We start from the raw sequence: 20191 nt of genomic DNA on the forward strand, positions 1-20191 counted from the left end.
CGGGCTACCTCACCGAGGCGGCGCGCCGCGGCATCCCGCTGCTCGATGCCATGCAGCAATCGCAGCACCGCTCCGTCAGCCAGGCTTCGCACTACTACAACGACGCCGAACGCAAGCTCGGGCGTGCCGCGAGGCTCATCGTCTGACACAGCAGCCACGCCCAACGAACCTTTTTCCTTTCATTTATGGATCACTACTCCATGAATGCGAGGATGATCCCCCGCAGAATTGCCCCTGAAGTCATCGAACTGCTCGATACTTCGCCCGCCGTGACCCTCGCAGCCGCAGCCCCTACAGGCACCCGGTTGAATTTCTACCGGACGTCTGCCGGCGCCGAAATCGACGTTCTGCTGACCCTGCCCGGCTCTACTGTTTGGGCCATTGAGATCAAGCGCAGCCTGGCACCCAAGGTCGAGAAGGGTTTCCACCTTGCAGCCGAAGACATCAAGCCCGACAGGCACATCGTCATCTACCCTGGGACCGAGACGTATCCTCTGCCACACGACGTCGAAGCCATGCCGCTGGCGGCAGTCGGCGCAGAGCTCGCAAAACTCGCCTGATACTCACCCTGCCCTCGCCCGCACGTCACCTCCCCGACCACGCAGCAGCGCCATTAGCACCGGACCGATCGAGAATTCGCCGGCACAGGCTTTGGCTGTCAGGCTGCGCAGATAGCCACCCGGGCTGGAAATCGCTTCGCCCTTCTGCAGCATCGCCGCCACCATGATCGCGGCATCCACCGCCCCCATCGCTTCACAGGCCTGGTTCCAGGCATCTGGACTGACACCGAGCGCGCCGCGCACCAGATTTGCCGTTTCAACCAGATCCGCCCAGCCCGAAATACCGTTTCGTGCATAATCGGCAATGTCAGGGCAAGCGCGCAGCACCATGCCAAGCGGATAACCCGTTGGTGGCTGGCTCTTCGCCTCCAGTTTCACCGCAGCGGCCGTCCCTTGGCCTTTTTCGAGGCCGGGTTCAAATTCATGAAGGTGTGTATTTGAATTCTGTATGTGACGCTCGAAATGAGACTCATTGGCGCTTGTTTCTTCAGTTTTAACGTGACTTTCCAGCGTCTTGCGCACCTCCTGGGCAAGCAGGGCGAGATCTTCGGCAATCGGCTCAAGCTCAAGGCGGCTCGCCGTGCGTGGAATCGTGGCCGTGATCTCGCGATATTCGAGATGCAGGCGCTGCCAGTCGGCTGCTATGCCCTCTTCAAGGCCGAAGGCGATCATCTTGGCAATGTCACGGCGCAGGATGGTAATGCGCTCGCGTACCAGCAACAGTGCCCGCCGTTCAGACCTGACTGCCTCTGCCAGCCGCTCAAACTCTTTTGCCCGGGCCAGAAGCGGCGTCAGATCGAAGCCAAAGGCCTGCTCGATCGCCCCGTCATAGCCTTTGCGGGCGTAGCGCTTGCCATTGGGGCTGTCGCGGCGCACCACGAGGCCACAGTCGACAAGCACAGCGAGATGACGCCTGAGCGTCGCCGGCGCCATGCCATGCGCCCTGAGCGCCAGCTGGGTATTGGAAGGAAACACCACAAGCCCCTCCCCTTCCACGAGATCCGTGTCGGGATGAAAGCTCAGCAAAGCGTTGAGTACGGCAAGCGCGCGATCGCTGGCGCCAAGCAATCCCTTGGCCTCGCAGACGGCACGAAACACCTGCCATTTATTGGTACTGGCGCCAGGCGCGCAGCTGTCGGCCGCCATCTGACCTGCCACCATGGCAAGCGACAGCGATCGCCGCCCAAAGGGCGTCGTCGAAATATGCGGGTCCATAATTCCTCTGCCTTTCAATGAGGCAAAAGAAATCTGCTCACCTGTTAGGTGCCGTGACTCTTGACAGTGATTCGGGGAAATGCGATTCTCTAGTTGTTCAGGCTATGAGAAGGGCTTCCACGACGGCAACGTTTGGGGGCCTTTTTCTTTTGCGTTCAGTCTCCTGTTTTCGCCTTTTCAGACCTGTACGTCTCGTACAGGCGCTCGAGATTGCCTGCGATCCAGCCGCCGAAGCCGGCTGCACCCTTGTTCCTTAGCGCGAGCGTGTAGGTGGTGCCGCTCGCCTTTGTAGTAGCGCTCACCAACCTGTCCGCGGCCTCCCATCGGCCAGTTTGTCCGGAGGGCGGTGCTTTGGTCTCTTTCTTCGTCAACTCCCGGAACACGAACTGGAAGCGCGCATCGCTGCTCTCGCTCTTGAGATCTGCTTGAGCGAGATGTGACAAAAGCGATGGTATCGCCGACGGCTTGATCGCTTCCACGAGATCCATCCAACGGCGGCGTCCAACTTCAGGTGCCGGCCCTATGGCTTCGATCAACTCAAATGGAATTGCACGCACGACGCCGATCAGCTTGGACAACGCACTCTTGTCGACGCCAAGAGCAGACATGATGACCTCTCGTGAAAACGAGCGGTCCTCGAGACGGGCCGCAAACAGCGCCCGCTCGATGAAAGACAGATTGGTCCGCGCATTGTTTTCCTGGCCCTGGCTGACGACCAATTCATCATCGGAAAGTTTCCGGACAACGGCACGAACTTTGAGCCCAAGCTGCGAAACCGCGGCCAACCTGCGATGGCCATACGCCACCTGATAGCGCTCTTTAGCATCAGGGTGCGGGCGAACAAGGATCGGCACCTGTTGACCGTGGTCCCTGATCTGCTCCACCAATTGAGCGAGTTCTACGGCATCCATCTCCAGCCGGTCACGCACAATCGATGCATCGATCAGCGACGTGTCCAGCTCGATGACCGTATGCCCCTCGGCCATTTGACGCTCAAGATCGTTTGCGCGTTCCACCTTCTGAGTGATGTTTCCCAATGTCTTTGCGATGCCACCCACCGGGGACGCATGGCGCGTGTTTGAGGGAACCAGCCCTGCGATCGGCCGGGACGCCGACAGCGTCTCGGCCGGCCTCAGTGGCGCGGTGCTTTCGGACACTTCGATGAGATTCTTTCGAGCCATTATTTCCGGCCCCACGTGCTCTTGAGGAGACTTTCTATTTCGGAATTGACCTGGTTGAGCGACTCCATGGCACGGTCGTAGGTACCACGCGTAAACTGCGCCCTGTCGACTTCATAAAGCGTTTGCTTGGTAACCCCCGCATCAGAGATGGCAGTGGACTTGAGCATCGGGTGCTGGAGCATGCGCGTTCCGAAGATACCCCGCATGAACCCCGTCATCTGGCTTTGCGGCCCATCGTTGGGTTCAAAACGTGTAACGAGGTAGCGCATCCAGTCGTAGCTTGTGCGACCACCCGCTTTTTCGACGACTTCCATCAGTTCGCTGGTCATGGCGAGGAACTGGCTCATCGACATGACGTCAAGCATTTGCGGATGCACAGTGATCAACACCGACGTGGCCGCACAGAGAGCCGACATCGTCAAAAAGCCCAGCTGCGGCGGGCAGTCGATTACGACGACATCGTAAAGCGACTCGATGGGGGCGAGGGCCTCGCCGATTCGGGCAAAGAACATCGATTCCGCCGTTCCCCTGGCAATCGCCGTCGGCGTTTCGTGCTCGAACTCCATGAGTTCAAGATTGCCTGGAACAATATGCAGATTGGGGGTGTAGGTTGCCCGGACGATGTCGGAGATCGGCCGCGGATTGTCGTATCGGATCGCACCGTAAAGGGTCTCTCCTTCGCCGACATCCAGTTCAGGCTGATGCCCAAACAGCGCCGAAAGGGACGCCTGCGGGTCAAGGTCGATCGCGAGAACCCGATAGCCACGTATGGCAAGAAACTGAGCAAGGTGCGCCGACGTCGTGGTCTTTGCCGAGCCGCCCTTGAAATTCATGACGGCTACAACCTGGAGCTTCTCACCAGGGCGCCGTACCGGCACATATTTTTGCGAGCCATTCTTTTCGTCGAGAGTCACGCGAATACGGTTCATATCATCGGGAGTGTACAGGCGCCGGCCGTTGGCCATTGGCTCGGGCCCATACCCCTCGCCTGCTACCTGACGGAGATAACCCTCCGCAATACCGATGTAATGAGCAGCCTCGGCTGGAGCAAACTGCCGGATCGTCTTCTGGGAAGTTGGCGGGAATATCTTCTGTTGGTGCAGCTGCAGCTGCCGTGACAGTTCCCGCGAATCCGCAGACAACGTCGACGGAAGGTGCTCCTGCTCGTGGCCAATCTTGCTATGCATCATCCCGTGAACCCTGAACTGCGCATTTCGCGAAAAAATAAAACAAACTGCGCAGTCAGAGTATGGCCCGATTCGTGAAGATTTGACAAACGCTTAACCATAAACGCTCAAGTACCAGGCGGACGGCCATCGCACTGCTGAAGGAGATGGTCGACGCTGCTCAACTGGCGCCTCCTTCAAGCCCCCTGCTTGAAAGTGGCTTTGCCACGCAAGATTGCCCTCCCCCAAGAAGTCGTCCGCGGACAACACGGCTCTTTTCGGGCGACGAAACTGCTCCGGCAAACCGGCGGACGCATCAGAAATCCGGCATTTCACTGCTCAGCCCAAGCCGGTCGGCTCGCGCCTCGAAAAGTTGTCCGCGGACAACCCGGCACTGTCCCGGCAACGACACAGCTCCGGCTACCGTCGGCCGCGCTCAAGTTCCGGCATTTCACTTTCAGCCAAAAGCGCCGGTCGGTTCGCGCTTCCCAAGCTACACTCGTTCAACGCGATCACGAGATCGCACTCTCTTGGAGTGTCAACCGTTCACATTGTGAGCGCTTCCGCACAGGACTAGCGGGTGCGTCTGAAAAGTCGTCCGCTGACAGCGCCATCACAACGACGGCACTCCGTTCGGGAATGCAAAATCGCTCACATTGGGAGGCATTGAACAAGCGGCCGCCATCTGAAAAGTTGTCCGCGGACAACTCGGCTCTTTGCCAGCGATGAGGGTGGTCCCGCCCGTCGGCGGCAGCGCTTCGAGAAGCGGCGTTTCGGCGCTCGGCCAAAGGCGCCGGGCAGCGCGCGCTTCACAAGTTGTCCGCGGACAACTCCATCACAAGATCGCGCTCTGTTGGTATGCACCCGTCCACATTGGAGCTTCCACACAGGGCGAGGGGGTGCGTCTGAAAAGTTGTCCGCGGACAACTCGACTCATTGCCAGCGATGAGGCGGCCCGCCCTACCGGCAGCAGCGGTCGAGATCCGGCGTTTCGGCAGCCAAAGACGCCGGGCGGCGCGCGCTTCACAAGTAGTCCGCGGACAACTGCAAACCGATGGGCCCGCCTGGAACTCGCACTGCATCACTCAAGTTCGAGGCTGCCGCTCACGGGAGGCAGCCGCGATGGACGTTGGCACCGTCAAAGGCCTCCACACGGCACCTCGGGCGCGGGCCAGCTCCCTACTGCACATTCTTCTATAGCTAGCCGCGGACAACCACCACCGGTTTAGCAATCGTCATGCGCGCGCAACGATCAGATTGGCGCAGCAAGGACTGGCGATTGTGCCGCAGTCAACTGGCAACCACATTCCAGGAAGTGGCGTAGCAGCGGCCGGCATTTCGACACTCAGCCAGAGCGCCAGAGGCGACGGCCCTCAAGGAATTCGGATCGATCAAGTTCGAGGTCGCCACTGGTAGGAGGAGCCACGCAGAAAGTTGTCCGCGGACAACTTTGCACGCCCCCGCCTTACGCAGACCTCATTCGGAACTCGGACCAACATAGGACTCCTCTTCAGGAGTTGTGCGTCGATCGGTAGGGGTGGGTGTCGGGAAGTTCTGCGATTGAAAAGTTGTCCGCGGACAACTTCTCCGTCAAATGCCCGCAGGCATCATATTTGGAGCCCACACCATCGCCTAGCCATCTTGACGAGCAGCGGGGCAAAGCACTGGACCCAAAGCGAAACATCTCGGTCTGCCGAAGCGATCGAATGAGAATGTTTGGAGCTCAACCAGCCCCCACTACGTGCAGGGAAGGGCAGGCCAACACCGGGCCTATCGAAGGCCAAAAAACGATAAGATTGCCAAAACAATCACGACCAAACCGACCAGATAAATGATGTTGTTCATCTTGGTTCCTCCCGGTGTCCTTGACGGACGACGTGGCCACAACGCGACGCGGTGCTCGAAGTTCCAGACACACGAGCGTCGGCGTCGTAGAATGCAAAGGGACACGCAAGACGGCGCCGCTCAGCGCCAGACCACTGATCCTCGGAACTCCAAAAAGGGCGGCGCCGCGAGATGTGCCGTCGACATCACGATCCGCTCAGTTCCACGGTCCGACGTGGATGGTGAGAGCGCCTTTTGGCGACATCTCTGCTCGGGCAGCGGTTCACCTGATGTCGAGCTGACCGACCTGCTGCCCCACGAGGTGGCATGTGAGCCTCCCGCATAGAACAAAGCGCCCCAGGCGCTACGGGTCCGCACGGAAGTTTCGATCCGGGCCTATTGAAGGATCTCCCATTGCTGAATACCGCGGCCAAGCCAGGTGCTTGCCTACCATTTTCACTCAGCAGGGGGCTTGCACCGCGTCCGATGGCGCCCTGGCGGTAGTCCAGTTGCGCGCTTCCAAATCCGTCGCGACATCGGCGCGCCAACTGCGACAAACCCACCTTGCGCCCAATGCCGACATTGCCTTCCCTCCCTATCGGAGAGCCTAATGCGTGAGTTGCTCCGTTTCAGCTTTCTCAAGCACAATTACGTTTCCTGTCGCCTGAGCCATATCGAGCGCTACGCTCAGGATATCTTCCAAGGCGACATTTTCATTCGGATTGTCATTCTGAACACGATCGGCGATTTGCACGATGTTGATCTGCCCGTCAGACCTTGCAGCGTCGATGGCGAGCGAAATTTGCTTCATTAGCGATGGAGACAGAGCGCGCATTTGGACTATTCCTTTTGTCGCGCCAGTGTCCCTCATTTCCGGGGCGTCGACAAGGCGCATACGCGAAATCTTTCGTAAAATCAAAGAGTTAGCCAGTAGCTAGATTGGCGTGCAAAAATCATTTTGGTGCTTGCTAGCCGATGGGCTCGTCGGCACGCAGTTAGCCTATAGCGGTCTTGACCTGATTACCGCAACTTACGATATTAACGCCACTTACTCATTTGGTGTCTTAAACGGGGTAGAGGGCACAATGGCTGAGCTTGAGCGTGGCGAGCGTCTTCAGGTAATGCTCAATTCCGAGGAGTTGTCGGCGGTAGAGGATTTTCGCTTCCATAAGCGAATGCCAAGCCGCGCTGCCGCAGTTCGTGAACTACTGCGTCGAGGCCTCTTGTCGGAAGGTTTTATGTCAGCCGACGCCGGAGCCAAGTCTCAGGATTTCGGGGTTCTGTCATCGAACGGCGAGGGCAACGAGTCCGCAGGATAGCGTCAGCAGCTCTCTTCTTAGACACAGCGGCCGAGCGGCTGCGGATGAGCGACATCGCGAGAGCGGACTGAGCCGGCGCATCTGTTAACCGAAAACAAACCATGCCGGGGGCAAGATCAGGTTCCGCGGATATGTGTTGAGTACCGCGGGCTCTTTGACCTTAGAGGGCCTTGGTCTAGTTTTTAGGCCAAGATTCCGCCGCGTCCATTTCGAGGGACGATCATCCACGGCTCAATTGACACCGGCGCCTGCTCCAGAATGCCCGCCGACCGTGCAAAACAATGCAGGGCATTGCGGGCGCCGTCCAAGTGAAGTCGCTCTTCACGAACCGCCTGGCAAGCGCGAAAAGCCGATTGGTAGATTGGGCCGCGCCTACTTTCTGGCCATGCGGCCAAGAAAGCCAACGCGTCATCGATGCTTTCAAGCTCGTGGATCAACTTCTTGTCGTCGCGCACGAAAATGGACCGATCAAAGGCATGGACTTTCACGACATTCTCCCTTGATTGCCCGCTTATCGCTGACGAGCTTGAAGGCATTCCGTTACGTCATTTTGGCGAAAAAGTGGCGGATTGGCACCCTCGATCAATAAGTCTGGTCGACCAGTATGCCGGCTTCGCGGCAGAAGTTTTCGAATGCCAGTCGTGCCCCCGCGCTTGACCCTTCGACCAGCCCCTCTAATGCCTGGTTCGCAAGGTAATAGAACGTGCCTCGTCGATCGAAAGGCCAATCAGTCAGTAGGGCGGCAGCCTCTTCGATAGAGCTGATCCGACGGAGCGACAACGCACCGCCCCTAACCCAGATTGCCGGTACCAAATCCATCCTGGCAGTCCGTACTGACGATCCCAAATCGCATAAGAGCGACGATCGAGGCGGAAGTAAGCCGTTCTCGAAAACGGGCCACAGATCCAAATGCAACGGCAAAGTTGCCATAGGCAGGGTTGTCGGAGTCAACACGGCGGTCTGACCGACGATATGCACAAGTGAGAGCAGATGGGGGAGGCCGGCCTGACTGTCCCGGGAACATGACACGGCAAGCGACGTTAATCTTCATCAATGAGGGCGCGTGACATGGCACCAAAATCATTCTGGAAGGGTTATCTCAAGCTGTCGCTGGTGACCTGTCCAGTCGCCATGTCACCCGCAACCAGCGAGTCGGAAAAAGTTCGGTTTCACACACTCAACAACAAGACCAATAACCGGGTCGTCAGCCAGTATGTTGATGCAGAAAGTGGCAAGCCGGTGGCCGAAGACGACGAAGTCAAGGGCTATCAGCGCGGTGAGAATGACTACGTGCTACTGGAGGATGACGAGTTGGAGGCCGTGGGGCTCGAAAGTACACGTACGATTGATATCGACATGTTTGTAGATGCCGATTCAATCGGCTGGATTTGGTACGACAAACCACACTACCTGCTACCGGACGATCCTGTCGGTGAGGAAGCATTTTCGGTCATCCGTGACGCAATGGAAGCGACCGGCAAGGTAGGCATTTCGCGATTGGTGCTTTACCGGCGCGAACGCGCTGTCATGCTCGAGCCCAAGGGCAAAGGTATCGTGTTGTGGACACTTCGATATGGCGATGAGGTGCGTGACACAGGCGATTATTTCGAAAAGATCGGCGATGCCAAGGCCGACCCCCAATTGACCAAACTTGTCGGCGAGCTCATCGAAGAACGGACGAAGCCTTGGAATCCCAAGATGGCAGGCGATCCGGTGCAGGAGCGTCTGCTCGACATAATCGCGTCAAAGAAGAAGGGCCGAAAAAAAGCCGCGAAGACGAAGGCTAAGCCACAAGACAGCGGCGGCAACGTCATCAATATCATGGACGCCCTGCGCAAGAGCATCGGCTCAAGCAATGGCAAACGCGGCCGCGCTTGATCTCAGGTGGTTTCCACAAGGACGCGCGTCGCAGACAAATTCAGCTTGCGGCCTTGCCACGAGCCGAAGCCTTCAGTGGCACCGCTGCCGCGCGAAAATCAGCCCAAGGGTCGGCGGCAAGTGAAGCGAGACGGATTGGTGTGTTGTCGACGGTGAAATACGCCGGGCCGATCGTCGAATCCAATTCGGTCCAGCCAAGTGGCATGGACACCGCGGCGCCCGGACGGGCGCGGGTGGAAAATGCCGCCACAGCGGTTGCCCCGCGTTGATTGCGAAGGTAGTCGATCAGAATCTTGCCCTTTCGTTTGTCCTTGGAAATCGTCGCCACATAGCGATCGGGGCTATCTGCGGCCATCGCGTCGGCAATGCCCTTGGTGAAGGCCTTGACTGCAGGCCAACCAGCCTTGGGCTTCAGCGGGGCGACGACGTGCAGGCCTTTGCCGCCCGATGTCTTGACGAAGGAGGTAAGGCCAGCCGCTTCAAGGCGGCTCTTTGTCTCCTCAGCAGCCGCGACGATCGTGCTCCAAGCCACATCGTCGCCAGGGTCCAGATCCATGATGATCATATCGGGCCGTTCCCAGTCGGCGACCGTCGATCCCCACGGGTGGATTTCCAAAACGGCCGATTGCACCAGTCCCATCAATCCATCGAGGTCGCGGATGCTGATCAGTTGTTCACCCGGCGGGCCTTTGGGGTCGTGGACGAGGACAATGTTTGGATTGATGCCCTTCCAAGCGTGCTTTTGGAAGAATTTCTCACCAGTGATGCCCGTGGGACAGCGCAGCAAAGCCAGTGGCCTGCCGACGACAAACGGCGCGATGTGGCGCCAAATTTCAGCGTAGTAGTCCGCCAGGCCTTCCTTGGTTACACCTTGGTCCGGCCAATACAGCCTGTCGGGATGGGTCAGTTTGACGGTACGCTGCGGCGACTTCGGTTCTGACACTGCCTTGGGCCTCTCGAGCACGATATCAGCGGCCGGCTTGTCCTCACGCAAGCCTCGAAAAGAGGCGTGCCGCAGGATGCCGTCGGCCGTCCAAGCTCTGAACTCCACCTCCGCCACGAGATCGGGGCGAACGAAACGCACTTGCCTGGCTTCGTCCGCGGACAGCCGTTGCGCGAAGGGACTTGACGGTATCCTGATCCGTTCGAGCTGCTTGAACAAAGAACTCGCCATGGCGGCCGTATATCCAGTGCCCACCCTTCCGACGTGCTTCAATTCTCCGCCTCTATAGGCGCCCAACACCAATGAGCCTATTGCCTTGCTCGACGTTGTCGAGGGGACGTAGCCGGCGACGACGAATTCCTGCCTGGCGGAGCATTTCGACTTGATCCAATTCCTTGTGCGGCCGCCACGGTAGGGGGCGTCTTTCAGCTTTGATACGACGCCCTCCAGGCTGAGCCTGCAGGCGTGGCGCAAGACAAGATCGCCGTCCTCCTCAAAATGGCTGCTGTAACGGACCATATCGGTCTGTCCGTCGATGAGTTTTTCGAGCAGACCTTTACGCGAAAGCAGTGAAGCACCGCGCAGATCGTAGCCGTCGAGATGAAGCAGGTCGAAGGCATAATAGACAAAGCGCTCCGTACGACCGGCGCTGAGATCAGCTTGCAGTGCCGAGAAATCGGACGCGCCGTTGCCGGCCTCCACGACAAGTTCGCCGTCGATGAGCGCAGTATGTGCAGGAAGCGTCGAGAAGGTGGAGATCAGCTTGTTACCGAACTTTTGTGTCCAGTCGAGGCCGCTGCGCGTCAAGAGGCGCACTTTCCCGGCTTCGACGCGAGCCTGCAGCCTGTAACCGTCAAACTTGATTTCATGCAGCCACTTGTTGCCGCTCGGAGCTGACGCCATCAGCGTGGCAAGAGAGGGAGGCGCAAAGTCGAGAAGCGATGCCTTTTTCGCACCGTCTAATGCCGCGAGCTTTGGAGAGGCCTTGTCTGGTGCCGTGCCACCGGTTGGCGTTCGGCCGCTCGCTCGCTTCTTTTCGATCTTGCCCGTCTTGGAGGACCAGCCCAGTGCTTCCGTGGCAATATCAGCGATGTCGCGTCCGGTGGCCACGGATTCGGGCCGCTCATCAAGGATGTCGGGATCCGCTTCTGATCGGGCGACTTCGTCATCGCCCTTTATAAGAAGCCAGTTTTCTCTTTTTTCTCTCGGCTTGCCTGACATTCGTACCAGGTGCCATCGGCCACTGAGCTTTTGTCCGTGAAGTTCAAAATCCAGACGCCCTTTGACCAACCCACGGCGTGCGTCGCCCGCGGGCGCCCATGTTCCTCGATCCCACAGCAGCACCGTGCCGCCACCGTATTCGCCTTTCGGGATAGTACCTTCGAACCCGCCATACTCAAGCGGATGATCCTCAACATGAACTGCAAGACGCCTTTCGCCCGGCACCAAGCTGGGGCCCTTGGTTACAGCCCAGCTGAGCAGGACACCATCCAACTCGAGGCGGAAGTCATAGTGCAGGCGTGACGCATCGTGCTTTTGCACGACAAAACTATGCCCTGAGTTACGGGCCTTCCGCCCCCTTGGCTCCGGGGTCGCTTTGAAGTTCCGCTTCTTGCGGTAGGTATCGAGGGCCATCGTCAACTGGCCTTTCGGCGCGAAGCTGCGTCGCCAGATTTGGCCCTCTTGCCAGCTTTCGTGCCGCGGGCTGCGGTTTTGCGTTTCTTTCCGTCCGGCGAGCCGGCACTTTGTCGCAGCGCTTCCATCAGGTCGATGACCTTGCCACGCTCCGCTGGCTTGCGGACTTCGATCTTCTTGCCGTCGATTTTGGCCTTCACCAAACTGGCCAGGGCAGCCTCATAGCGGTCGTCGAACTTACCTGGGTCGAATGTTCCGTTCTTGGTCCTGATGATGTGTTCGGCGAGTTCCAGCATCTCGCCCTTGATCTTGATGTCGGAAATTTTGTCGAAGGCTTCCTTTGCCGGGCGGACTTCATAGTCAAAGACGAGGGTGGTGGCGATCAATCCCTCGCCGTAGGGTCGGATCAACAAAGTGCGCACCCGCCTGAACAGGACGGTCTGCGCCAGCGCTGCGACTTTCTTCTTTCGCATGCCCTCTCGAATAAGGGCGAACGCCTCTTCGGCATGCTTGTCTGAGGGTGCGAGGTAATAGGGTTTGTCGAAATAGACGTCGTCAATTTCGGCACAGCGCAAGAACGCCGACACCGCCAAGGTCTTGTCGCTGTCGGGGACCGCTGCCGACACTTCGTCGGGATCCAGGACAACGAATTCTCCCGAACCAATCTCGTAACCCTTGACCTGGTCATCGTGTTCGACAGGTTTGCCGGTCTCACTGTCAACAAACTCGCGGCGAACACGATTGCCGGTGGCGCGATTGATCGTGTGAAATGCAATACGCTCAGACGTCGATGCGGCCGTGAAAAGCGCCACCGGGCACGTCAACTCACCAACCTTGAGGAAACCCTTCCAATTCGCTCTGGGTGCCACGTTTCGACGCTCCTCGTTATGAGAATGGCAACGTGCTTTGTGAACGTTGGTTCCGGGGGCTTCCTTGTCTCGTTCGCGCGCTCGCATCGCCCGGCGAGATTTTGGACTGGCTTGAGCACAATGCCTGCCGCGCTGAGCTGCTAAGGGGGCGGCTCACTGCGCGAGAATGATCAGACACTTGCCTTTCTTGTGCAATCATCGCCCGCGGTTTGACAAAGCATGGCGTGTGTTCCTCTTTTGTTTCATGCTTATGCAGTCTGAATGGCCTTCCCACAAGATCGTGGTCTCATGCGAGAAATGCGGGTTGCGAAGGCAATACGACCGCATAGACATGCTAAGGGCAGGGGGCGACCTCACCCTGGCACATCTCCTGGACTACATCGTCGAGCGGGCAGGTTGCACCAAGACCAAAAACCTCAGCACCTATGACCGATGTGGCGCAACATACGAGGAGTTGGTGCGCCTGCAGGGGCGTAAATAGATTGGGGGCGCGAACGATGCGACGTCGCAACTGCCTTGGGAAGCGGCGCCCCAAACGAAGGGCGCTGCCAATTGCCTCCCGCCATTGCTGGTCACGTGCAGCTCAATACCAGTGACGCTGGGAGTCGGAGTTCGTTTGGCTCACTAGGCAACCGATCAGGAAGCCAATCATACCGCCGAAAAGCATTGCCGATGACATGGTGCCAGGATTGGTTCTGACAGTTTCGGAGACAGACTGGGCTTGGTTGCGGAGAGCTTGGGTTGCCCGCGATGCGCGGTCGCTGGCTCCGATCAGCCATCCCTCAGCTTCCTCCGCAGCGTCTTCCGCACGTTCGGCGAGCAATCGGTTAATCTTGCCGATCTCCCGCTTCATCTGCGCTACCTGCTTTTCCAACGCTTCCTAGGCTTCGCGTCCTGAAGGTTTTGGGGCAATCTTGTCATCTTCATTAGCCATTGGTCGATCCTTTTTCATCGCGCCATCGTGTTCGCCCTGAAAAATCACGAGGTATCGAAGCAGGGGCAGGGCGCCGATGATCTGAGCAATGCTCGTGCTGGCAATGCCACTGACCCTTGTGCCAACGAAAGCCAGTCCTCAACGAAGCGACAGGGCGAACGGTTCCAACTGTGCCGGATCCAGGATGGATCGGGCCCGGAGCTCGACCCCGCGGATCTTTTCCTGGGGTACCGAGCAGCTGATGCCTGAAGTACTCAAGCGACGTCGCGCACTGCCTTGGCAATGCGGACTTGGCGCTGAGCCCGTGTAAGCACCGGCATGGGCGCAGCGAAAGTTCGTCCAGCTTTGGCCAGGGTGGGCTTTGCCTAGCCGTGGTACAAGGAAGAGGAGTTCGATTGCAGTGATCGCGCCGACCAAAATAGTCGGGGTAATGGGCACGCGATACCATAACAATTACCTAGTTGGTGATGTTGGAAGTTTCACCTGCTTGGTCGAACCGTGCCCGTGAGAACAGGATCCACATCCCGTTCACTACCGGCAGTCACCATAACCAGAAGGCCAAGCGCGATGGCTATTGGCGCGAAAAGGAGCGCCACATTCGCCAAACATTTGAGCGGAGCCCACCGCTCAGACTTTATTTTCGGTACATCGTCCATTGCGCATTCCAAGCGGTTTAGTGCCTCCCGATTCCTTCGGTACCTGTTCCTCTTGTTGCGATTAAGCCGCATCCACAGGGGCTTTAAGGTTGGGTAAATTTTGAGTTAAATTGCGTCTGCCGTATCCTGGGGTCTGATCCTTGCGGGAAGCGTGTTTACGTGTCTTCCAATAAGATTCGAGCCTCCTTGCAGGCTGCGACGAAGTATCTTCTGGAGTAGCTGGGAGGCTTGTGCCTTCGGATGACTAACAGGCAGGCTTCCATCGCTTTTGTCCGAGATGGTGAGTTTTCCAGCGGCCACTCTCTCAGAAGGATTTCTGCCGCATCCTTGGGGCCCATGACGAACCTGTCTCGGTCGATCCGCCCCAGCTGGATTCGCACCGGTTTCTTGAATTGGCCTTTAGTCATGGATGCGTTTTGCGGTGGAGGCGAACAGTCGTCAATGGGATTATTCCCTGCACCCATCCGACCCTGGCTGCTATCGTCAAGGGTGCCTCCGGCTATCAAAAGAAACGGGATTGAGGCCATCATCAGCCCATTCGATCCAAAGCTGAGCAACGCAGGGAACCGGCGCCCGCCCTCAAACGAGCGCGGACTATTGTCCACACCCAGCTTCAAGCGGCACTTAATGATCGAGCGTGTGTTGGGTGGTTTCTGCCACAGGATCGCGCGCGCGGTCCATGAACCCGATAACGAACATGGCTAAGACAGCTAACGCAACGGCCACCAGCATCGCTTGCATGCCTGTATTCTTGCCCATCTGACCATCTCCTGTGAGACGCCTGCATCAACTGCTGGCGCTCCAAACGGTTCCGACAACGCCGATTGCCCGAGCTCCTGCGAAAGGACTTGAGTGAGCCAATTCGGCAGGTCTTGGAAAAGGGCTTGCCCATGGGTAGCTGCCCGACTGGCCATCTCAGCCGACTGTAGAATTCCACACTCTCACCAAGACCTGTTCTGTGATGACTTCGCGTGTATCCGGCAATTAGGGCTTGAAGGGGTGATGGCACGGGCAATTCATGAAACCGCGGGAGGGCCAGCAGGCCAGTCGCATCGCAGCGAGGTCTCCGCCACCTTTCATCGAGCAGCATGAGGTAGCCGACATGACGCAACTTCGCTCTCATCCCCGCCTCATACGCAAGTTGCGGGATGCATTTGGCCACGATCTCTGCGTGGCGCTAGACGACGCATCGGTCGTCGAGATCATGCTGAACCCCGACGGAAGGCTTTTCATCGAACGGCTAGGGCATGGGGTTTCGCCAGCCGGCGAGATGAATGCCGCAGCGGCCGAAATCGTCATCGGCAGCGTCGCACACGCACTCCACTGCGAAGCGGGCGAGGATCGCCCGATCATCTCGGGCGAATTGCCAATCGGCGGCCATCGTTTCGAAGGGTTGCTGCCGCCTGTCGTCTCCGCCCCGACCTTCACCATCCGGCGGCGCGCCTCGCGACTGATCCCACTTGCCGACTATGTCTCCTCGAACGTGATGACGGAGAACCAGGCGTCGGTGATCCGCAATGCGATCGCGTCGCGACTGAACATAGTGATTTCTGGTGGCACGGGTTCCGGCAAGACCACGCTTGCCAATGCGATAATCGCCGAGATCGTCGAAACGGCGCCGCACGACAGGGTGCTCATTCTTGAAGACACAGCCGAGATCCAGTGTGCCGCGGTAAATGCGGTGTCGCTGCATACCAGCGACGCGGCCGATATGGCCCGCCTGCTCAAGAGCACGATGAGGCTGAGACCAGATCGTATCATTGTCGGCGAGGTTCGTGATGGTGCGGCACTGACGTTGCTGAAGGCCTGGAACACCGGCCATCCCGGCGGCGTAACGACGATCCATTCCAATACGGCAATGTCAGCACTTCGCCGCCTCGAACAACTGACTGCGGAGGTGAGCCAGCAGCCGATGCAAGAAGTGATTGGCGAGGCTGTCGATCTGGTCGTGTCGATCGCGCGCACGACGAGAGGCCGAAGGGTAAGCGATGTCGTCCATGTCGAACGCTTCGCCGGCACTCACTACCAGACCAAGACTTACGCGCAGATCAAGGAGCAGCGCCATGTCGCATGATCGTCAGACCGTCCTCATTGTCGGCGCCTTTGCCTTTTTGCTTTCACTTGCGCTGGCTGATCCGGCGCTTGCCAGTTCCGGTGGCGGCCTGCCTTGGGAAGGCCCGCTGCAACGGATCCAGCAATCGATCACTGGACCGGTGGCGGGCTTCATTGCGCTGGCGGCTGTTGCCGTAGCCGGGGGTATGCTGATCTTCGGCGGCGAGCTCAACGATTTCGCGCGCCGGCTCATGTATGTGGTGCTGGTTGCCGGCATTCTGCTCGGCGCCACTCAGATCGTCGCGCTGTTTGGCGCAACCGGCGCCTCGATCGGCGACGTCGAAGCCTTTGTTACCTCCTTTGAAACAGGGGAGCGGGCGCGTGGTTGATACAGGGTCCCATCTCCAGCGCAACCGCATCCATCGCGCCCTGTCACGTCCGAACCTTTTGATGGGCGCAGACCGCGAGCTGGTGCTCGTCACCGGGCTCGCAGCCATAATCCTCATCTTTGTCGTGCTGACGCTCTATTCCGCACTGTTTGGGATTACCGTCTGGATCGTGGTGGTCGCGGCACTTCGCATGATGGCCAGGTCTGATCCGATGATGCGGCGCGTCTACCTCAGACATGTCTCCTATCGCGCGCACTACCGGCCAACTTCAACACCCTGGCGCCGTTACTGAGGGGCGAGAAAACCATGGCACCACTGTGTTTGTTTCGGCATCCCGGCCCGTCCTTTGCCGATCTTGTTCCTTACGCTGGACTGGTCGCCAATGGCGTCATCCTGCTCAAGGATGGCAGCTTGATGGCTGGCTGGTATTTCGCTGGACCGGACTCGGAAAGCTCTACCGAGGTCGAGCGCAACGAGATCTCCCGCCAGATCAACGCCATCCTTTCGCGCCTCGGCACTGGCTGGATGATCCAGGTCGAGGCGGTGAGGGTTCCGACCGTCGCTTATCCCGCAACTGCGGAATGCCACTTTCCCGATCCCGTCACGCGCGCAATCGACGATGAGCGGCGGTGGCATTTCGAGCGAGAGAAAGGTCATTATGAGAGCCGGCATGCACTGATCCTGACCTATCGTCCGCCGGTGCGGCAACAATCGGGGCTGACCCGCTACTTGTATTCAGACGCAGGGAGCCGAGCAGCAACCTATGCCGACACGGTGTTGCAGACGTTTGAAACTGCAATCCGGGAAGTCGAGCAGTATTTTGCCAACGTCTTGTCGATCAGGCGAATGGTAACGCGCTCTGTCGAGGAGCGCGGCGGCTTTGTGACTGCGCGCTATGATGAGCTTTTTCAGTTCATCCGCTTCTGCATCACAGGCGAGAACCATCCGGTTCGTTTGCCTGACATCCCAATGTACCTCGACTGGCTGGTGACGGCCGAGCTTCAGCACGGGCTGACACCGCTCGTCGAAAACCGCTTTCTTGGCGTTGTTGCAATCGACGGTCTGCCGGCCGAAAGCTGGCCCGGCATTCTCAACTCTCTCGACCTGATGCCTCTGACGTACCGTTGGTCCTCGCGCTTCATGTTCCTCGATGACCAGGAAGCCCGTCAGAAGCTCGAGCGCACGCGCAAGAAATGGCAGCAGAAGGTGCGGCCCTTTTTCGACCAGCTGTTCCAGACGCAGTCGCGCTCTCTCGACCAGGATGCCATGACGATGGTGGCGGAGACAGAAGATGCGATAGCGCAAGCCTCCTCGCAACTTGTCGCCTATGGCTACTACACACCGGCGATCGTGCTGTTTGACGAAAGCAGCACGCGCCTAAGGGAAAACTGCGAGGCCGTACGACGCCTGGTCCAGGCCGAGGGTTTCGGGGCGAGGATCGAAACGCTGAATGCGACCGAGGCTTTCCTCGGCTCATTGCCTGGCAACTGGTACGCCAATATCCGCGAGCCGCTGATCAACACGCGCAACCTTGCAGATCTCATTCCCCTGAATTCGGTCTGGTCAGGGAGCCCCGTAGCCCCTTGCCCCTTTTATCCGCCTTCTTCCCCACCGCTGATCCAAGTCGCGTCGGGCTCGACACCATTCCGATTGAACCTGCACGTCGACGATGTCGGCCACACATTGATCTTCGGCCCAACCGGATCCGGGAAGTCGACGCTACTGGCGCTGATCGTGGCCCAGTTCCGGCGCTACCCCGAGGCCCAGATCTTCGCCTTCGACAAGGGCAGATCGATGCTGCCACTGACACTGGCCGCCGGTGGCGATCACTATGAGATCGGGGCGGACAGCGACGTTTCTGCAGGGGAGGGGGCGAACTTCGGACCGGCACTCGCCTTCTGCCCGCTATCGGATCTCTCCACTGATGCTGACAGGGCTTTCGCGACCGAATGGATCGAGACGCTCGTGGCACTGCAAGGTGTTGGGATCACACCTGATCATCGCAACGCGATCTCGCGGCAAGTTGCACTGATGGTCGCGGCCCGCGGACGCTCACTCTCCGATTTCGTCTCGGGCGTTCAGCTGCGCGAGATCAAGGAGGCTCTTCACCACTACACCGTCGACGGTCCGATGGGGCAACTGCTCGACGCCGAGAGCGACAGCCTGTCGCTTGGATCGCTGCAGACCTTCGAGATCGAGCAGTTGATGAACATGGGCGAGCGCAATCTCGTCCCCGTCTTGACCTACCTCTTCCGCAGGATCGAGAAGCGCTTGACCGGCGCACCCAGCCTGATCGTCCTGGACGAGGCATGGTTGATGCTAAGTCATCCAACGTTTCGCAACAAGATCAGGGAATGGCTGAAGGTGCTGCGCAAGGCCAATTGCGCCGTGGTGCTTGCCACCCAGTCGATCTCCGATGCCGAGCGCTCCGGCATCATCGATGTGCTGAAGGAATCCTGCCCGACAAAGATCTGCCTGCCCAATGGGGCGGCGCGCGAGGCAGGCACGCGTGAGTTCTACCAGCGCATCGGATTCAATGAACGCCAGATCGAGATCGTCGCCACTGCTGTTCCCAAGCGTGAGTACTACGTCGCTTCGCCGGAGGGCCGGCGGCTGTTTGACATGTCGCTCGGACCGGTTGCCCTGTCCTTCGTCGGCGCTTCTGGCAAGGAGGACCTCAAACGCATCCTAGCGCTGAAGCGCGAACATGGCCGCGATTGGCCGACCCATTGGCTCGAAATGAGAGGAGTTGGCAGTGCTGCATCGCTCTTTACATCCGCATAGGCTGACTGGTGCCGGTGCGATCATGTTCATGCTTGCCGCAATTACACCCCAAGCCGGTTATGCGGGCGGCGTTACTGGCCAGGCAACAGAATGGACACAGCTCCTCAACAATGCCGAGCTGATCGCGCTTGTCGGCAAGTCGGCCGAGCAGGTCAACAACCAGATCAAGCAGATCACCCAGCTGGCCGAGCAAATCCAGAACCAGCTCAACATCTACAACAACCTGCTTCAGAACACCGCCCGGCTGCCGAAGCATATGTGGGGTCAGGTCGAGGGCGATCTCAAGAAGCTGCAGGCCGTGGTCGGGCAAGGGCAGGGCATCGCATTTTCGATGGGCAACATCGATGACGTGCTCAAGCAGCGCTTTCAAAGCTTTGCCGATTTCAAGACGGGCCTCGCGGATGGCGAGACCTTTTCCGGCAACTACCAGACCTGGTCGGCAACAAACCGCGACACCATTGCCGGCACGCTCAAAGCGGCAGGCCTGACGGCGGACCAATTCACCTCTGAGGAGACGACTATGAGCTCACTTCGCTCCATGTCCGAGACTGCCGATGGTCAGATGAAGGCGCTTCAGGTCGGCCATCAGATAGCGGCCCAGCAGGTGGCGCAATTCCAGAAACTTCGGGGGCTGGTCTCGCAACAGACGACGATGATGGGAACGTGGTTCCAGTCAACACAGGCGGACAAAGATCTGGCGCAGGCGCGGCGCCAGAACTTCTTCAGTTCGACGTCACCCAGTGTGCGGGGTGGACAAATGATGGAGCCGCGCTGGTGAGCTCTCAT

At 58.7% G+C, this 20191-nt stretch carries 20 protein-coding genes; 9 read left to right on the forward strand and 11 right to left on the reverse strand.

What is annotated here, in order from left to right; translation table 11 throughout:
- Positions 1–146, forward strand: a 146-nt coding sequence (locus IHE39_RS30680; RefSeq protein WP_192567210.1) for a site-specific integrase, incomplete at its 5' end; no start/stop codon positions are given.
- A 66-nt stretch (positions 147–212) separates the two neighbouring features.
- Positions 213–560: a DUF4143 domain-containing protein gene (locus tag IHE39_RS16515; RefSeq protein ID WP_246485524.1), complete on the forward strand. Its 348-nt coding sequence runs from the start codon at positions 213–215 to the stop codon at positions 558–560.
- Between the two features lie 3 nt (positions 561–563).
- Here IHE39_RS16515 and repC read toward each other — a convergent pair whose 3' ends face one another.
- From repC to IHE39_RS16535, 4 genes are all read right to left on the reverse strand, one after another.
- The gene (gene repC / locus IHE39_RS16520) at positions 564–1775 is read right to left on the reverse strand and encodes a plasmid replication protein RepC (protein WP_192567211.1); all 1212 of its coding nucleotides are present in this window, start codon (positions 1773–1775) and stop codon (positions 564–566) included.
- Positions 1776–1930: 155 nt separating this feature from the next.
- Positions 1931–2956, reverse strand: a complete 1026-nt coding sequence (gene repB / locus IHE39_RS16525) for a plasmid partitioning protein RepB (RefSeq protein ID WP_192567212.1) — start codon at positions 2954–2956, stop codon at positions 1931–1933.
- Complete coding sequence (gene repA / locus IHE39_RS16530) at positions 2956–4146, reverse strand: plasmid partitioning protein RepA (protein ID WP_184774338.1); 1191 nt, start codon at positions 4144–4146, stop codon at positions 2956–2958. The genes repB and repA overlap by 1 nt, the downstream gene beginning before the upstream one ends.
- A 2407-nt stretch (positions 4147–6553) precedes the next feature.
- Positions 6554–6781 carry a hypothetical protein gene (locus tag IHE39_RS16535; RefSeq protein ID WP_192567213.1) on the reverse strand — a complete coding sequence of 76 codons (228 nt, stop codon included), beginning with the start codon at positions 6779–6781 and terminating at the stop codon, positions 6554–6556.
- A gap of 250 nt (positions 6782–7031) precedes the next feature.
- On the opposite strand from IHE39_RS16535, the gene IHE39_RS16540 reads away from it, so the two are divergent.
- Entirely contained in the window at positions 7032–7265 is a 234-nt protein-coding gene (locus tag IHE39_RS16540) for a hypothetical protein (protein WP_192567214.1), read from the forward strand.
- A 182-nt stretch (positions 7266–7447) separates the two neighbouring features.
- Here IHE39_RS16540 and IHE39_RS16545 read toward each other — a convergent pair whose 3' ends face one another.
- Both IHE39_RS16545 and IHE39_RS31135 read right to left on the reverse strand, forming a co-directional pair.
- A complete protein-coding gene (locus IHE39_RS16545) occupies positions 7448–7753 on the reverse strand; it encodes a DUF982 domain-containing protein (RefSeq protein ID WP_192567215.1) in 306 nt (101 codons plus the stop codon).
- A gap of 94 nt (positions 7754–7847) precedes the next feature.
- On the reverse strand, positions 7848–8195 hold the full coding sequence (locus IHE39_RS31135) for a DUF982 domain-containing protein (RefSeq protein WP_353527953.1): 348 nt from the start codon (positions 8193–8195) through the stop codon (positions 7848–7850).
- Between the two features lie 138 nt (positions 8196–8333).
- On the opposite strand from IHE39_RS31135, the gene ku (IHE39_RS16555) reads away from it, so the two are divergent.
- Positions 8334–9143, forward strand: coding sequence for a non-homologous end joining protein Ku (ku, locus tag IHE39_RS16555; RefSeq protein ID WP_192567217.1), 810 nt, complete (start codon positions 8334–8336; stop codon positions 9141–9143).
- A 40-nt stretch (positions 9144–9183) separates the two neighbouring features.
- Here the strand turns inward: ku (IHE39_RS16555) and ligD are convergent, their stop codons facing one another.
- The 5 genes from ligD to IHE39_RS30945 form a co-directional block, all read right to left on the reverse strand.
- On the reverse strand, positions 9184–11721 hold the full coding sequence (gene ligD / locus IHE39_RS16560; protein WP_192567218.1) for a DNA ligase D: 2538 nt from the start codon (positions 11719–11721) through the stop codon (positions 9184–9186).
- Between the two features lie 2 nt (positions 11722–11723).
- Positions 11724–12590 (reverse strand): non-homologous end joining protein Ku, encoded by an 867-nt coding sequence (ku, locus tag IHE39_RS16565; RefSeq protein WP_184774406.1) that lies wholly within the window; start codon positions 12588–12590, stop codon positions 11724–11726.
- Positions 12591–13173: 583 nt separating this feature from the next.
- On the reverse strand, positions 13174–13464 hold the full coding sequence (locus IHE39_RS16570) for a hypothetical protein (protein WP_192567219.1): 291 nt from the start codon (positions 13462–13464) through the stop codon (positions 13174–13176).
- Positions 13465–14335: 871 nt separating this feature from the next.
- Entirely contained in the window at positions 14336–14710 is a 375-nt protein-coding gene (locus IHE39_RS16575; RefSeq protein ID WP_343070095.1) for a DUF982 domain-containing protein, read from the reverse strand.
- A 94-nt stretch (positions 14711–14804) separates the two neighbouring features.
- Positions 14805–14939, reverse strand: coding sequence for a hypothetical protein (locus IHE39_RS30945; RefSeq protein WP_281397569.1), 135 nt, complete (start codon positions 14937–14939; stop codon positions 14805–14807).
- A gap of 343 nt (positions 14940–15282) precedes the next feature.
- Between IHE39_RS30945 and trbB the strand changes: the two genes are divergently transcribed.
- From trbB to trbJ, 5 genes are read left to right on the forward strand one after another with little or no spacing between them, the layout of a single operon-like run.
- Complete coding sequence (gene trbB / locus IHE39_RS16580; RefSeq protein ID WP_192567220.1) at positions 15283–16254, forward strand: P-type conjugative transfer ATPase TrbB; 972 nt, start codon at positions 15283–15285, stop codon at positions 16252–16254.
- Positions 16244–16621: a TrbC/VirB2 family protein gene (locus tag IHE39_RS16585; protein ID WP_192567221.1), complete on the forward strand. Its 378-nt coding sequence runs from the start codon at positions 16244–16246 to the stop codon at positions 16619–16621. The genes trbB and IHE39_RS16585 overlap by 11 nt, the downstream gene beginning before the upstream one ends.
- Positions 16614–16913: a conjugal transfer protein TrbD gene (locus IHE39_RS16590; protein WP_192567222.1), complete on the forward strand. Its 300-nt coding sequence runs from the start codon at positions 16614–16616 to the stop codon at positions 16911–16913. Before IHE39_RS16585 ends, IHE39_RS16590 begins: the two co-directional genes overlap by 8 nt.
- Positions 16914–16927: 14 nt before the next feature.
- Positions 16928–19405 carry a conjugal transfer protein TrbE gene (locus IHE39_RS16595; RefSeq protein WP_192567223.1) on the forward strand — a complete coding sequence of 826 codons (2478 nt, stop codon included), beginning with the start codon at positions 16928–16930 and terminating at the stop codon, positions 19403–19405.
- A 22-nt stretch (positions 19406–19427) separates the two neighbouring features.
- A complete protein-coding gene (trbJ, locus tag IHE39_RS16600) occupies positions 19428–20183 on the forward strand; it encodes a P-type conjugative transfer protein TrbJ (protein WP_210327601.1) in 756 nt (251 codons plus the stop codon).
- The last annotated feature ends 8 nt before the right edge of the window (positions 20184–20191 follow it).

Origin of the sequence: Aminobacter carboxidus (genome assembly GCF_014863355.1) — a bacterium.
Taxonomy (GTDB): domain Bacteria; phylum Pseudomonadota; class Alphaproteobacteria; order Rhizobiales; family Rhizobiaceae; genus Aminobacter; species Aminobacter carboxidus.